Genomic DNA, 14,282 nt, shown 5'->3' on the forward strand with positions numbered 1-14,282 from the left:
AAATAAACAGGGTCGTGGATATGTTTTTTTCTCCTGCATGGAAGCTGTTTCGTCCTCATGCGCTAAGTATCGGTATATTTCTGGCGTTAGCGCATTTAACGCCAAAGGCAGAAGCCGAGGATGGCATTCAGTTTAATACCGATATTTTGGACGTGAACGATAGAAAAAATATCGACCTGAGCCAGTTTTCACGCAGCGGCTATATCATGCCGGGCGCCTATGCCATGGTGATTCATCTTAATAACAATGAATTGCCGGAACAGAGCGTCAGTTTTTATCCGCCGGATGACGATGCTCAGGGCAGCCAGGCCTGTATTTCACCGGCGCTGGTGGAACAGCTGGGGCTGAAACCGGATGCGTCGAAAGGACTGCGTTGGTGGCATCAGGACGAGTGTCTGGATATCGCCAGCCTGAAGGGCATGGAGGCGCGCGGCGATTTAGCCACGGCGGCACTGTATTTGAGCATTCCGCAGGCTTATCTGGAATATTCCTCGCCTGACTGGGATCCGCCGTCGCGCTGGGATGAGGGCATTCCGGGCCTGCTGTTTGACTATAACGTTAACGGCCAGACTCAGCGCCAGGAGCGGAGCGGTGGGCAGAGTAACAGCCTGAGCGGCAACGGTACCGCCGGCGCCAACGTCGGTGCCTGGCGATTGCGCGCTGACTGGCAGGGGCAGCTCAATCACCAAACCGGCAGCGGCCAGGGTACCGATCAGCGGCTGGACTGGAGCCGTTACTATGCCTATCGGGCCGTTTCTGCGCTGCGCTCGCGCTTGACGCTGGGTGAGGACTACCTCAACTCCGGCCTGTTCGACAGCTTCCGTTTCACCGGCGTTAGCCTGGTGTCTGACGACAACATGTTGCCGCCGAACCTGCGCGGCTATGCCCCGGAAGTGGTCGGGGTGGCGAAAACCAACGCCAAAGTCACCATCAGCCAGCAGGGGCGGGTGATTTATGAGACTCAGGTGGCGGCGGGGCCGTTCCGCATCCAGGATATCAGCGAGGCGGTCTCCGGTGAGTTGGACGTGCGGGTGGAGGAGCAAGACGGCAGCGTGCAGGCGTTCAAGATGAACACCGCCAGCATTCCATACCTGACGCGCCCCGGTTCCTGGCGCTTCAAAATGGCGGCGGGCAAACCTTCAGACTGGCAGCATCGCAGCAATGGGCCGCTGTTCGGCACCGGCGAGTTTTCCTGGGGGGTGAGCAACGGTTGGTCGCTGTACGGCGGCGGCCTGTTCGGCGGCGACTACAACGCGGCTTCGTTGGGTATCGGCCGCGATCTGATGGCGCTGGGCGCGCTGTCGTTCGACGCCACCCAGTCGCGGGCGCGGTTGCCGCAGCAGGACGGTACGCTGAGCGGCGGTTCATACCGCCTGAGCTATTCGAAGACCTTCGACGAGACCGACAGCCAGGTGACCTTCGCCGGCTACCGCTTCTCGGAGCAGGACTTTATGAGCATGAGCGAGTATCTGGACGCGCGCTACTACGGCGGCCGGGTGGGCAACAACAAGGAGATGTACACCATCACCTTTAACCAGCAGTTCCGGGATATCGGCCTGAGCCTGTACCTGAACTATGACCACCAGACCTATTGGGATCGGCCGGCTAATGATCGTTACAACCTGACGCTGTCGCGCTATTTCGATATCGGCCGCTTCCGTAACCTGAGCCTGTCGTTGACCGGTTACCGCAACAAGTACGAAAACACCAACGACGACGGCATGTACCTGTCGCTGTCGCTGCCGTGGGGACAGAGCGCCAACCTGAGCTACAGCGCGACGGTAAACCGTCACGATAATAGCCAACGGGTGGGGTATTACGACCGGCTGGATGAGCACAACAACTATCAGCTGAACATCGGTAGCGCCAGAAACGGCGCCAGCTTCAGCGGCTATTACAATCGTCAGGGCGATATGGCCCAGTTGAGTGCCAACGCCAGCTATCAGCAGGGCAGCTACAGCGCGCTGGGCTTCAGCGCGCAGGGCGGTGCGACCTTAACGGCAGAAGGCGGAGCGCTGCACCGCATCGGCATGCCGGGCAGTACCCGGCTGCTGCTGGATACCGGCGGCGTGGCCGGGGTGCCGGTGCGTGGTTACGGCAGCACCGTAGATACCAACCGCTGGGGCAAGGCGGTGGTGACAGACGTTAACAGTTACTACCGCAACAAGGCCAGCATCGATCTGAACAAGCTGGGAGAAAACGCCGAGGCTACCAAATCGGTGGTGCAGGCCACCCTGACCGAAGGGGCAATCGGCTATCGCAAGTTTGATGTGATCGCCGGGGAGAAGGCGATGGCGGTTATCCGGCTGGCGGACGGCAGCACGCCGCCGTTCGGCGCCACGGTGATGAACGCCAGCAAACAGGATACAGGGATTGTGAACGACGGCGGCAGCGTCTACCTGAGCGGCATCCGGCCAGGTGAAAGCATGACCGTGCACTGGAACGGCGCGGCGCAGTGCGCCATCAGCCTGCCGCAAGCGTTGCCGGCTGACATGATGAGCAACCTGCTGCTGCCGTGCCGGGCGCTGCCGGCCAATGAGCCAGAGGCGTAATGAACGCGAACACCCTATTTGAATCTGTAAGAGTGATAAACGTATGAAAAAGAACTTTACCATGAGCAAACATCAATTGCTGACCGCCGCGCTGTTGGCCGCGCTGCTGGCGCCGCAGGCGCAGGCCGCTATCGCGCTGGATCGCACCCGGGTGATCTTCGACGGCAGCGAAAAGTCCGTCAGCCTGAACATCAGCAACCAGAACAAGCAGTTGCCGTACCTGGCGCAGGGCTGGCTGGAGGACGAAAAGGGCAACAAGATTCAGAGCCCTCTGGCCGTGTTGCCGCCGGTGCAGCGCGTGGAGCCGGGCAAGCCGAGCCAGGTGAAGATCCAGGCGCTGCCGGCGACCAAACAGCTGCCGCAGGACAGGGAGTCGCTCTACTACTTCAACCTGCGTGAGATCCCGCCGAAGAGCGACAAGCCGAACACGCTGCAGATTGCGCTGCAGACGCGCATCAAGCTGTTCTATCGCCCGGCGGCGATTGCACCGCAGCAGAATGCCGCGCCATGGCAAGAGCAACTGACGCTGAGCAAGCAGGGCGACAAGTATGTGGTGAATAACCCGACGCCTTATTACGTCACTTTGGTGGACGCAGGGGCCAGGAAAGGCGTGGCTGGCGTGCAAGGTTTCGAGCCGTTGATGGTGCCGCCGAAGAGCAGTGCGCCGCTCGGCGTCAACGCCAGCGCTTTGGGTAACGGCCCGGTGTTGACCTATATCAACGACTACGGCGGTCGCCCGCAGCTGACATTTAACTGCAGCGGCAGCGCCTGCCAGGTCGTGCCGGAAAAGAGCAAGTCGTAACACCACCGGCTGTGGCGGGTCATCGGGAGGAATAAAGATGCAATGGATGAGCGAGAAACTGAGAAAACACCTGCCGAAGCGTCACGACTGTCGGTATTACGGCACCTTGGGCGGGCTGGCGCTGATGGTGCCCCTCACCCTCGGGGCGATGCTGTGGCTGATGCCGGCTGCGCAAGGGCAGGTGGCGGATAACTGGTACACCGACGGCGCCAATGGCGTGCTGCAGGTGCGCGGCGCGCTGACGGAGAGCGCCTGTCGGCTGGAGATGGAAAGCGCGTGGCAGGTTATCAGCCTGGGGGAGATCGGCACCGGGCGCCTGCAGAATATTGGTGACCGCGGCGTGCCGGTAGCCTTTGAGTTACGGCTGAGAGACTGCCTGCGCAGCCCGGCCGGCAGCCGGGATTCACGCACCGGCGCCTTAACCTGGGCCAATGATCAACCGGCGGTAACGGTCACTTTCCGCGCCGGGCAGGATGCGGATAATCCGCAGCTGGTCAGGGCTCAGGGCGTTGCCGGGTTGGGATTGCGTCTTACCGACAGCCGTGGACAGGATGTGCGGCTGGGCAGCCGCGGGGAACCGCTGCTGCTGACGCCGGGGCAGAATACCTTGAGCTATAGCGTGGCGCCGGAACGCACGGCGGCCCGTCTGGCGGCCGGAGCCTATCGTGCCACGGTGGATTTTAGCCTGAGCTATGACTAAGGAGTTGAGAAGTATGGCGCACATATTCAACCCGGCCGGTAGTTGCAGCCTTTGGCGCAATGCGGCGATGTGTCTTCTCTGTGTGGGAATGTCACCATTGGCCAATGCGGCGACCACTGTAACGGTCAGCGTCACCGTACTGGAAACACCGTCTTGCGTGATTAACGACAATAAAACCATCGAAGTGGACTTCGGCGAGATCCTGACGGTCAAGGTGGATGGCAACAATTATAAGAAATCGGTTGATTATACGCTGAAATGTTCGGGCATTAAGTCCAATGCCATGCAGATGAAAATCCAAGGCGGTGCGACCGTGTTCGATGCTTCCGCGCTGCGGACTAATATCAGCGACTTCGGGGTGGCATTTCGTTCTGATGGGAAGCCATTGCCCATTAATAGCTGGCTGAAGTTCACCTACTCGGGTAGTCAGGCTCCGCCATTAGAGGCTGTTCCGGTAAAAAGAGCGAATGCGAAGCTGCCCGGCGGTGACTTTACTGCCGGCGCCACCCTGCTGCTAGCCTATCAATAGAGGAGAGGCAACGATGAAAAAGCTTGGCATAGTTTGCCTCATCCTATTGGGTATCACTGCTCGAGAGGGGATAGCAGTGGAAAACATGAGTTTCAAAGGGACGCTACGCGAGGATGTGCCCTGTGAGCTCAATGATGGGCAACCGATAAACGTGGATTTTGAAACGGTGGGCGTTAATAAAATCGATGGGGAGCGTTACAAGAAGTCGTTTTCGGTGAAGGTGAGTTGCCCGGCGGAATTCGATGTTGCCTATAAGATTTACTATGTCGGTCAACCCAGTAGTTTTGATACGGCGGCGTTGGCCACTAACGTCAAGGGGTTGGGGATTAAGGCGCAGTGGCAAAAAAATGGCGCTTTTGTTGATCTTGGCGTCGGCGGTATGATTAACGGCCTGGCTGATATGGACATTAATTTCCAGGTGGTGCCTGTCCGTAAAGTGAATACAGAGCTGGTGCCAGGTGCGTTCAATGCCTCCGCATCGTTTCTTCTTAAATATGATTGAACTCACGGCTGTTAACTAACTGCGCGAGGGTAAATGACGAGAAAGAGAACAAGATGTTTATGCCGGCGTTTTTATAGTTTCCTGAAATTGATATCTACAGTAGCGGTCCCATTTACCTATGTTCTTAATAGGTTCAGTGAAACGGGAATCAATATCGTGGTTAATACATTAGCCAGATTAAATTTAGTGAGAAGTTTTTTTATATTACTGCTCTTATATACCTCAGGCGCGTGGGCGGGGTGGAGTGCTGATGTGCGGTATTCGCCCAGAGAAAAACAGTATTTTGCCAAGGTAACCTACTGGGATACTGGTGATGTCACGCCGAATCCACTGTATGGCTGTTCTTATTTATGTAATGTCACCTTTTTTGTAACAACCAATTGGACGGCGGGGTCTCCCATGAATGAAGTGAGCTTCCCAGGGATCACGACCAGCAAGACCATGGGGGAACTAGCGCAAAGCTTTGCCCAGTCAGCGCTCTTTAATAAGGAATTCTATAGTAAGCAAGGTTTTGGTGCCAAAGATGTATGTATATTTTTTGGCTATTGGGGGAGATACCCCGGAGGGGCTTATGGCCCTGCTCGTTTTCCTGGGGGGATGCAATGTGTTCCGCCGGTGGTCGATCCCACCTATTGTGACCTGGCGGAAAAAGAGATTGAGTTGCGCCATGGCGTGCTGCGTGACGAGGAGGTGAATGGTCAGACTGTTAGCACCTCGCTGCATGTGACGTGCAGTTCCAAATATCCGGTGCGAATTATGTCGGCAGACAGAGTCGGCAGCGTTTACTTTAATGGTGGGAAACAGTTCCGGAGTGAACTGAAAATAGATGGCAAGGATTTAGGTGAAGGGAAAGTCGTTGAGGCAACGCCGCAAGGGGTAACGCTGACCTTAAGTTCCACGCTGATGGGATATGATGGCAGTATTGGGGTGTTTCAGGGATCTAAAACGATCATTGTTTCTTTACCTTAATCGGTATGGGTATTTCCAGCGTGACTTTCATAAAAAACAGCAGCACTAATATTTCTATAGTGGAGTTTAAAGGTGTTGCTTACCTTGCCACACAAGGCGCGGCTATAAATACGTTAGGTGTCCATAGGCTAGAATATTTTGGAGACCGATAGGTAACGAGATATCTCTCCCCTGTGCCGCGTCGTCATCGCGGTACTGCGTGACGACCTGGTGAACAGATATATGTGGCGAAGCAACAGTGTACTTGTAAATCTGAGAATGGCATTTACGAGTAGTAATATTTCCGATTTTTTAATTAATTGCCTGGCGAATCGGACAAATATATGACTGGTGGTGGGCATCTGTGACGGAGGGTATCACTCCGTCTTGATTATGCACATCGCAGATATAAGCGTTTTTATACGATATCAACCAGGAGAAAGGGATGAAAAAGACAGCGTTAGCGATGGCATTGCTGTGTATTAGCTATACCGGTTGGGGGGCCCCGCCTACGGTGGCGGTTAACTACCGTGGTGAACTGGTGGCGGAGCCCTGTGTGATTCCCCCTGGAGAGGAAAATATCGAACTGGATTTTGGCACGGTGATTGATAAATATCTCTATCTCAATCAGCGTACGGCGGGGAAAGCGTTTTCTCTACAGCTGACGGAGTGTGATCTCAGCCTTGGTGAAACGGTAAGCGTTTCCTTCAGCGGTACGGAAAGCGTTGCGTTGCCGGGGTTGCTGGCTATCAGTAGCGGTGGTGCGAGCGGCATCGCCATTGGCTTGGAGAATGTTTCAGGTGAGCTATTACCCTTGAATCAGCCTTCGGGAAAACTGCGACTACAGGAAGGAAGCAATAGAATTACGCTTAAAGCTTATGTGCGTGGTGAACCTGAGGCTATTAAAAACAAGAGTATAGCCAGAGGAGAATTTGTCAGCACGGCTACATTTTTACTTGATTACGAATAATAGACTGTAAGCGATACGAGTAGAATAAATATCGTAATATATCCGGTGGAAAACTTTAAAACAGGCCGAGCAGAATACCAATTCTGTATGGAATAAAATTATCCTGGCCGACAAGAGGTGTTGCATGGGAACATTTAATATCGTAATAGATGATGAGAATCGCTATTTTGCTGAGGGGCTTCGACTCAGTATTGAAAAGTATGCGCAGAATCGCAATAAATCCGTCAATTTTTTATCACCGGACGGTGAGGGGCATACCGACATACTTGTTGCTTCTTCACTGCGGCGTGCGCAACGCTGGCGCAGGGCGAATCTTTCAGGCGCACCGTTTATCCTTACCGTTAAGGAACGGCCTGTTTTAGCTGCGAGGGGTATCTCTGGCGTGCTGTACCGAACAGATAATCAGAACAAGCTGTTTGAGTTATTGTCTGAAGCATTGTCCGGTTCTGCGTTCCCGGCTACCGCTAAGCGGCAAATCTTAACCGGCAGAGAGCGGCAGGTGGTCGGTTATCTTCGTAATGGGTTCGATCAATCCCATACTGCTAGGTTGCTGGGGTTAAGCGTCAAGACGATTCATAGCCATAAACGCTCGATAATGAGAAAGTTAATGTTAACTCGGCATCATGAGTTTATTTATTGGTTATTGCTTCATGGTGATGAATATACTGAAAGTTGATATTTTTCATTTCTGTTTTTCATCCGCGGCTCTTTCAATTTGTGGTTGGGCATTGGGAAATAGTACCGATCTGAGATATCTTGTTAATAACCGCATGGGGAGGTTGGTTTTTGATATTGGAGCACGATGATGTTAAAGGACAGCATTAAGTTACGATTTATATTGGCGCTGAAAGTGGCAGCCTTGCTCTTTTTTCCAATCAGCGCCGTAGCTGATTGGAAAACGGCGGCAGAAGTGGAGCTTATACCCACAAATTCACCAGGGCAGGGGCCGGCTGTTCAGGGGATCTGGAGCGTTTATATTAAGCAATGGGATACCAATGATCTCAGGCCTAACCCTATGTACGGTTGTACCAGCTGCGCGCTCCATCTGCGGTATCGTTTGCCTTGGGGGGGGATGGGCTCTGATGTTTATGTATTTGGTGACTACGGGGACGGTTGGATTAGAGACAGCAAGACGCTTGGCGAATTGGCTCTGAGGGCTCAACAAAAGGGGTGGGTCGGACCGAATTCGCCTCGATATATCGTTAACTCAACGAGTGGCTGGGGACTGTGTACTTACTTGCAATACTCTGACCATGCAGTGATACAAGGTTCTATTCCTGGCGGCGCTTTAGATGCAGATCGCTATCCGGCTTGCGAGGCGCCTGTTGTGCTCCCTACTCAGTGTAATATTCGCGAACCCCAGGTAGAGATTCGACATGGATTGGTTGCGCCAGACAAAGTTAACGGCAGCCAGGCTTCGGCACAGATTACCGTTTGGTGCAATGAAACTTTTCCGGTGCGTATTGTCGCAACAGAAGCGAATGCCACTGACTTTATTAGCCTGAGTAAAGCCAGTAACTTTCGTAGCATCGTAACGATCAACGGGAGACCCTTTTCAAAAGGTGCCCTTATTGACGCTGGGCCGGCCGGTACGAAAGTTAATTTGACCTCAACGCTGGCTAATTACTCTGGTGAAGTGGGTGATTTTCAAGGGAGCGCTACAATTGTGGTATCCATTCAATGAAAAAGTGATCTTAATGCTTTACTAGGTTACAGAAGGTATCCTGAATGGAAGAGTATTCCTAACCTTGATTAGGGATGGTCTATTGCTTATTTGTTGTTACCCTAGTTCTCTCTGTTGTTTCAAGCTTGAATTAGACCGCTACACGGCAGTGGGCGAGTCTGCTGGGGATTTGCTAATAATTTCTTATCGATAAGCAGGAATGAGTCCTGCTTTTTTTGGCTCATAACGCGCTATGGATTATGAGTTATGAAAAACTATTTATCAAGTGAATATTATATTTTGTGTGGTGCCGAGATGTACCCAGGGATGGTAAATTGGATCTTTTTTATCTGGCGATTTTTTTGTTTTTTCTGAGTTTATATGCGTTTTTCAAACACGATCAGCGTATGAAGAAAAGGCGATTGGCGATAGGTGGAAGAGGGCATTAGCCGCAACAGGAAACCGGTACAGGGTCTGCCGCACAGGGAAATAAATACAAACGGGTAATTCAATAAACAAGGAGAAGGACATGATGAGAAGAAAAATCGCATTACTGGGTTGCACACTGCTGATGTGTTCGCAGCTGGCTCAGGCCAAGCTGGTGATCGACGGTGGTCTTAATGGCAATATCGGCAGCGGCAACGGTGCTTCAGTTGACGTGAGCATTAACGGCAGCACTAACGGCAACAACGGCACCGGTGTAAACGTTGGCGGTTCGCAAAAGCCGGATTCTAGCGCCAGCCAACTGCAAAAAGACATTTACGCGTCAATTTGCGCCAGCCCGTTTATGAAGAAATACGCTTCGATTTGTCAGTAAGGATGTATGTAATTAAGCCCGCCACGACTATGGTGGGCTTTTTCTTCGTTTTGCCCGCCATAGGTATCTCAATCTTGCCGTTCAGGCTTGATGTAGGCAATGCCTTGTTCGTCATACAGAGTGTAAATCATCCGCAACAGTGTCCTGATATCTTCAGATTCATCCAACTGTCGGGTGCTCATGATGATCGGGGAAACCAGGCGCCGTTCGTTCAATATGTTGTAGACCACGTCCGGGCGCTTCAGGCTGTGCAGGCAGTGAGGAACCAACGCGATGCCTTCACCAGCGGCTACCAGCCCCAATGCGACCTGCAGTTCCCGCACCTCCATGATTTTTCTGGGGACTAACACACGATCGCGAAAGGTCGCCAGCACCTGATCGGCAAAGCTTGGGCGCGGTGTTTGCGGGTAAACGATCAGCGTTTCCGCCTGTAGGGCGCGCAGCGTTAATCCCTCCGAACGAGCCAGCGGGTGATCGGCCGCTAAGGCCGCCATCAGAGGCTCTTCTCGCAGGATAATGCGGCGTATATGCATGTCTTCATGGCGAATGCGGCCGAATCCTACATCAATTTTCCCTTCCTTGAGCGCTCGAATCTGTTCCAGAGTGGTCATTTCATGCAGGTTCAGACCCACTTCGGGGTGAGCGGTGCGGAAACGGCGAATCAGCTGCGGCAGGATGTCATAGAGCGTTGAGGCGACAAAACCGAGCGACAGCGGGCGCTCTACTTGCCCCACGCGCTGGGTCATGGTCTTCAATTCGAGACTTTGCGCCAGGAATTGCAGTGCGTGCCCATAGAGAAAGCGCCCGGCCGCGGTCAGCACCAGAGGACGGGCGCCGCGTTTAAACAGCCTCACCCCCAGGCTCGCCTCCAACTGCTGAATTTGCCGGCTGAGCGGCGGTTGGCTGATATGCAGCCGTTCAGCCGCTCGGCTGAAATTCCGCTCTTCCGCGACGGCGATAAAATAGCGTAAATGACGCAGCTCCAAGATTATGCCTTTAAGGTATCAATACGATGCAAAATGGGTGTTAGACGAGCGCGCCCATGAGCGATATCGTCGCGAATGAAAATAAAATATGTATTGGCCACTCATCATAGGTGGTTTTTAATTTTTATTAAAGAATAAGTTTTCTAGCTAAATCCAACTAGTCTATATAAGTGAAATACATAAGCTCAACCTATTATTGGTGGTTTGCTCTGATATTTATGGTTGGTGCCGATTTCATTTCCGGGAGGACATATGTCGCAAGCTAATATTTATGTCGTGGATATCAATCCAATAATAGATAATGCGAAACTGAATAATATGCACCGACTCACGGTGTTATGGTGCGCTTTTATTATTGTTTTTGACGGTTTCGATCTTGCAGTACTGGGTGTGGTCCTTCCTGAACTCATGGCAAACTGGGGCATCACTGCGGCTCAGGCGGGCCTGCTGGGCAGTTATACCTTAGTAGGCATGATGCTCGGCGCGATTTTATTGGGTCCGCTCTCAGATAAAATAGGCAGGAAGAAAACCATTAGTTTGTGTATTATCACCTTTAGCCTATTTACTTTTCTTTGCGGCTTTAGCGTTAATGCTGGCCAATTCGGCTGGTGTCGTTTTATCGCCGGCATGGGGCTGGGAGGCGTTATGCCCAGCGTTACGGCCCTCACCAGCGAATATTCACCTAAAAGTAAGCGGAGCCTGATGGTTGGGCTGATGTTTAGTGGTTATTCCATCGGCGGCATGCTCGCGGCGCTGTCAGGCATTTATTTGATCCCGGTCGCGGGGTGGCAATCTATATTTTATATTGCCGCTTTGCCACTCATTGTTTTGCCATGGATGTTAAGCCACCTGCCCGAATCGGCGGCATTTTTAGTGAAAACCGAACAGCATGACCGTTTAAAACGCCTTTTGGAAAAGATTGCGCCAGACTATATCCATCAACCCGGTACGAAGTTTATCAGCTCTTCCTCGGCAGGTATAAAAGCGGGAAAGGCGACCCTGAAGGATCTGTTCGCTGAACGCAGAGGCTTAAGTACGTTGATGTTCTGGCTGGTTTTCTTCATGTCGCTGTTTGTCATCTACGGCATGACCTCCTGGTTGCCTAAGTTGATGTTGCAGGCTGGCTATCCATTAGGCTCCAGCCTGTCGTTCCTGTTTGCGCTGCATCTGGGCACCATTGTCGGGGCGTTGAGCAGTTGCTGGCTGATGGACCGAATGAATGGAAGACGTATTCTTATTGGGTATTTTTTGCTGGGCGCCGCCACTTTAGTGTTGTTGGGTACTCAGACGCCGGTGTACATCCTGTATTTGCTGCTGATTATTGCAGGTGCAAGCACCATTGGTACGCAAATCGCGATGAGTTCTTATGTCGCCCGTTTTTATCCTGGAACCATGACTTCGACGGGCCTTGGCTGGGGCCTGGGCATTGGCCGTATTGGCGCGATTCTGGGGCCCTTCATGGGGGGTCTGTTGATTGATAGTGAATTGACGCTTCAGCAAAACTTTATGGCTTTCGCGCTGCCGTCGCTGCTGGCAGCCGTCTGCCTGCTTTTCGTCAATCCGCGCCTGGCCGTTTCCTGAACTTCACTCTTCCTTGGCGTAGAGATACACCGAAGCGCGGGAAACGCCGAGGTGCTGCGCCACAATCTCCATCGCCTTTTTCACCTCGAGCAGGCCTTGCTCCCTCAGTTCCTGAATCAACCGCTTTCTCTCCGGCGTTTTCAGCGCGCGCGGCGTGGTGGCGTGGCGTGCGGCGAAGCGATCGATACGGTTGCGGATGGCCTCCGCGCCGCTGGGCTCCAGGTGTTCCGTCACCGCGCCGGCCGCCGTTTGCGTGAACTGCGCCAGCGCGTTTTGCATGCCGCGGAACAGCGTCATATCAACGTTCAAACAGAGTGCGGCGACGTAGTCGCCCTGCGCATTCTTGATGCCGATCGAGGTGCTTTTCGCCGGGCGGCCATCGGCGAACTGGTTGCCGTAGTTGGCGATCACGCTGGGAAACTCCGCCGAAGCGATGCGAGCCAGGCCAAGTTCCGTCGCCGCTTGGCCGACTTCTCGTCCGGACAGGTTGTTGTGGATCGCCAAAATGGCGTGTTCGGGATTTTGCAGATCGTGAACCACCACCTCGCAAAACGGCGCGAAGGTGGCGCTCAGCCCCTCGGCAATCACATTCAACTGGGATAACAACAGGTTTTCCGGCACTTCAGGCATAGGGCACTCCGATCACTTTCTTGGCGGCGTTGGCTCATTTCGAGCCAGATGAAGAACATACCACAAGTGCGGCGCACGGCGGTTTTCATCTGGCGCCTGGCGGCACTAAAAATGATCTTGCTCCCAATTCTGCACTTCCCGATTGGCATTTGGCCGTCGCGCAGGTATATAACATCATTACTGGACTTATTTTCTAATTTTAGATTATTTGTTTTAAGCATGACAATGTTCGTGCGTTAAAAGCCGTATCGCACACACCGGGGTTTTTCAGCGCTAGCTTCAACGGCCCGCAAGGGCATGGAGAACAATAATGTCTGCAACTTCAGTCGTCGGTTCTGCACGAAAACCTTTTTATTACACGTTGACCTTTCAGTTGGTGGTAGGGCTGGCGGCCGGTGGCGCGCTGGGCCTGTTGTGGCCGCAAATCGGCGGCGGCCTTCGTCAAACTGATCAAAATGGTGGCCGGCCTGATTGTGTTTCTCACCGTGGTAGCCGGTTTTGCGCAGGTTAAACGCGGTGCCGGCGTTGGCCGCCTGGGCATGATCTCGGTCTGTTATTTCGAAGTGGTCAGCACGTTGGCGCTGCTGATCGGCCTGGCGATGGGCAATCTGTTTGAGCCGGGCAAAGGGCTGGCCTTGCATGCCGATGCCGCCACGGCGCTTAAACCGGCGGAGCCCCTGCAAGGCGTGGACTTCGTGATGAGCATCATCCCGAAAACGGTGGTTGATGCGTTGGCCGGCGGCGTCATGCTGCAAATCTTGTTGGTGGCTCTGCTGTTTGGCTATGCGCTGTACGCAATGGGCGATAAAGGCAAGCCGGTGGTTGATTTGGTGAATCTGCTGACCGACGCCACCTTCAAAGTGGTCAATATCATCCTCAAGCTGGCGCCCGTTGGCGTATTTGGCGCGGCGGCGTTCATGCTGGGCAAATACGGCATCGGCGCGCTGATGCCGGTGATGAAATTGGTGGGGCTGGTCTATCTGGGGTGTCTGTTCCTCATTGTGGTGGTGTTTTCCGTGGTGGCCTGGTTGACCCGTTTTAGCCTGTTCAGTTTCTTAAAACTCATCAGGGAAGAGCTGATCATCGCCTTTACCACCACCTCATCGGAAGCCGCCTTGCCTGGCCTGATGAAAAAACTTGAATCGGTCGGCTGCAGTAAAGCCACCGTCGGTTTTGTCGTGCCGACCGGTTACTCCTTGAATCTGGACGGCTCTTCAATCTACATGACGTTAGCGGCGCTGTTTATCGCTCAGGCCGCCGGTTTGGAGCTGAGCCTGGCGCAACAGGCCGGTCTATTGATGGTGTTTCTGTTGACCTCGAAAGGCGTAGCCGGCGTGACGGGCGGCGCTTTCGTCACGCTGTCCGCTTCGCTGTTGATGTTTCCAGAGATACCGATGGAGGGGCTGGCGCTGATTCTCGGCGTGGATCGCTTGATGGATACCATGCGTACGTTGACCAACGTGGCCGGCAACGGCGTGGCGACCATGGCGATTTCTTACTGGCAGAAAGAACGTGTGGGTTTTCAGGCGAGGCTGCCTGAAGCGGCTGCGCGCAAACCCGTCTGAATGCCGCCCTGCGCCGTTTCCGCAGGGCTTTTCGAAC

14 protein-coding genes are annotated in these 14,282 nt (G+C 53.6%); 12 read left to right on the forward strand and 2 right to left on the reverse strand.

The window, feature by feature from the left end; all coding sequences use genetic code 11:
• Window positions 1–20: 20 nt before the first annotated feature.
• The 10 genes from AC2CGQ_RS16445 (at window position 21) to AC2CGQ_RS16490 (ending at window position 9,483) form a co-directional block, all read left to right on the forward strand.
• Window positions 21–2,552 carry an outer membrane usher protein gene (locus AC2CGQ_RS16445; protein WP_484593762.1) on the forward strand — a complete coding sequence of 844 codons (2,532 nt, stop codon included), beginning with the start codon at window positions 21–23 and terminating at the stop codon, window positions 2,550–2,552.
• Between the two features lie 43 nt (window positions 2,553–2,595).
• A complete protein-coding gene (locus tag AC2CGQ_RS16450; protein WP_015376357.1) occupies window positions 2,596–3,354 on the forward strand; it encodes a fimbria/pilus periplasmic chaperone in 759 nt (252 codons plus the stop codon).
• A 37-nt stretch (window positions 3,355–3,391) separates the two neighbouring features.
• Window positions 3,392–4,054: a fimbrial protein gene (locus tag AC2CGQ_RS16455; protein WP_015376358.1), complete on the forward strand. Its 663-nt coding sequence runs from the start codon at window positions 3,392–3,394 to the stop codon at window positions 4,052–4,054.
• Window positions 4,055–4,067: 13 nt separating this feature from the next.
• Window positions 4,068–4,583, forward strand: a complete 516-nt coding sequence (locus AC2CGQ_RS16460) for a fimbrial protein (RefSeq protein ID WP_484593763.1) — start codon at window positions 4,068–4,070, stop codon at window positions 4,581–4,583.
• Between the two features lie 13 nt (window positions 4,584–4,596).
• The gene (locus AC2CGQ_RS16465) at window positions 4,597–5,085 is read left to right on the forward strand and encodes a fimbrial protein (protein ID WP_484593764.1); all 489 of its coding nucleotides are present in this window, start codon (window positions 4,597–4,599) and stop codon (window positions 5,083–5,085) included.
• A 156-nt stretch (window positions 5,086–5,241) separates the two neighbouring features.
• Entirely contained in the window at window positions 5,242–6,054 is an 813-nt protein-coding gene (locus tag AC2CGQ_RS16470) for an MrpH family fimbial adhesin (RefSeq protein WP_484593765.1), read from the forward strand.
• A 424-nt stretch (window positions 6,055–6,478) separates the two neighbouring features.
• Window positions 6,479–7,003, forward strand: coding sequence for a fimbrial protein (locus tag AC2CGQ_RS16475; RefSeq protein ID WP_076740811.1), 525 nt, complete (start codon window positions 6,479–6,481; stop codon window positions 7,001–7,003).
• Window positions 7,004–7,127: 124 nt separating this feature from the next.
• Window positions 7,128–7,679, forward strand: a complete 552-nt coding sequence (locus AC2CGQ_RS16480) for a helix-turn-helix transcriptional regulator (protein WP_076740812.1) — start codon at window positions 7,128–7,130, stop codon at window positions 7,677–7,679.
• A gap of 126 nt (window positions 7,680–7,805) precedes the next feature.
• On the forward strand, window positions 7,806–8,687 hold the full coding sequence (locus tag AC2CGQ_RS16485; RefSeq protein ID WP_099981803.1) for an MrpH family fimbial adhesin: 882 nt from the start codon (window positions 7,806–7,808) through the stop codon (window positions 8,685–8,687).
• A gap of 508 nt (window positions 8,688–9,195) precedes the next feature.
• Window positions 9,196–9,483, forward strand: coding sequence for a hypothetical protein (locus tag AC2CGQ_RS16490; RefSeq protein WP_099981802.1), 288 nt, complete (start codon window positions 9,196–9,198; stop codon window positions 9,481–9,483).
• A 68-nt stretch (window positions 9,484–9,551) separates the two neighbouring features.
• Here AC2CGQ_RS16490 and AC2CGQ_RS16495 read toward each other — a convergent pair whose 3' ends face one another.
• Entirely contained in the window at window positions 9,552–10,469 is a 918-nt protein-coding gene (locus AC2CGQ_RS16495; RefSeq protein ID WP_130054897.1) for a LysR family transcriptional regulator, read from the reverse strand.
• 252 nt (window positions 10,470–10,721) lie between these two features.
• Between AC2CGQ_RS16495 and AC2CGQ_RS16500 the strand changes: the two genes are divergently transcribed.
• Window positions 10,722–12,050 carry an MFS transporter gene (locus tag AC2CGQ_RS16500; RefSeq protein WP_088381163.1) on the forward strand — a complete coding sequence of 443 codons (1,329 nt, stop codon included), beginning with the start codon at window positions 10,722–10,724 and terminating at the stop codon, window positions 12,048–12,050.
• A 3-nt stretch (window positions 12,051–12,053) separates the two neighbouring features.
• On the opposite strand, the gene AC2CGQ_RS16505 is transcribed toward AC2CGQ_RS16500, so the two are convergent.
• Entirely contained in the window at window positions 12,054–12,680 is a 627-nt protein-coding gene (locus AC2CGQ_RS16505; RefSeq protein WP_015376368.1) for a helix-turn-helix transcriptional regulator, read from the reverse strand.
• Window positions 12,681–13,075: 395 nt separating this feature from the next.
• Here AC2CGQ_RS16505 and AC2CGQ_RS16510 point away from each other — a divergent pair, with 395 nt between their 5' ends.
• Window positions 13,076–14,245, forward strand: a complete 1,170-nt coding sequence (locus AC2CGQ_RS16510; protein ID WP_484593766.1) for a cation:dicarboxylate symporter family transporter — start codon at window positions 13,076–13,078, stop codon at window positions 14,243–14,245.
• The last annotated feature ends 37 nt before the right edge of the window (window positions 14,246–14,282 follow it).

This window comes from Serratia sp. DFXYC6, from assembly GCF_057196085.1.

Excerpts from the sequence above, each read along its gene's own strand:
- AC2CGQ_RS16500 (WP_088381163.1), top strand. The coding sequence starts at position 10,722 with ATGTCGCAAGCTAATATTTATGTCGTGGATATCAATCCAATAATAGAT.
- AC2CGQ_RS16445 (WP_484593762.1), top strand. The coding sequence starts at position 21 with ATGTTTTTTTCTCCTGCATGGAAGCTGTTTCGTCCTCATGCGCTAAGT.
- AC2CGQ_RS16460 (WP_484593763.1), top strand. The coding sequence starts at position 4,068 with ATGGCGCACATATTCAACCCGGCCGGTAGTTGCAGCCTTTGGCGCAAT.
- AC2CGQ_RS16480 (WP_076740812.1), top strand. The coding sequence starts at position 7,128 with ATGGGAACATTTAATATCGTAATAGATGATGAGAATCGCTATTTTGCT.
- AC2CGQ_RS16490 (WP_099981802.1), top strand. The coding sequence starts at position 9,196 with ATGATGAGAAGAAAAATCGCATTACTGGGTTGCACACTGCTGATGTGT.
- AC2CGQ_RS16450 (WP_015376357.1), top strand. The coding sequence starts at position 2,596 with ATGAAAAAGAACTTTACCATGAGCAAACATCAATTGCTGACCGCCGCG.
- AC2CGQ_RS16465 (WP_484593764.1), top strand. The coding sequence starts at position 4,597 with ATGAAAAAGCTTGGCATAGTTTGCCTCATCCTATTGGGTATCACTGCT.
- AC2CGQ_RS16505 (WP_015376368.1), bottom strand. The coding sequence starts at position 12,680 with ATGCCTGAAGTGCCGGAAAACCTGTTGTTATCCCAGTTGAATGTGATT.
- AC2CGQ_RS16475 (WP_076740811.1), top strand. The coding sequence starts at position 6,479 with ATGAAAAAGACAGCGTTAGCGATGGCATTGCTGTGTATTAGCTATACC.
- AC2CGQ_RS16455 (WP_015376358.1), top strand. The coding sequence starts at position 3,392 with ATGCAATGGATGAGCGAGAAACTGAGAAAACACCTGCCGAAGCGTCAC.
- AC2CGQ_RS16485 (WP_099981803.1), top strand. The coding sequence starts at position 7,806 with ATGATGTTAAAGGACAGCATTAAGTTACGATTTATATTGGCGCTGAAA.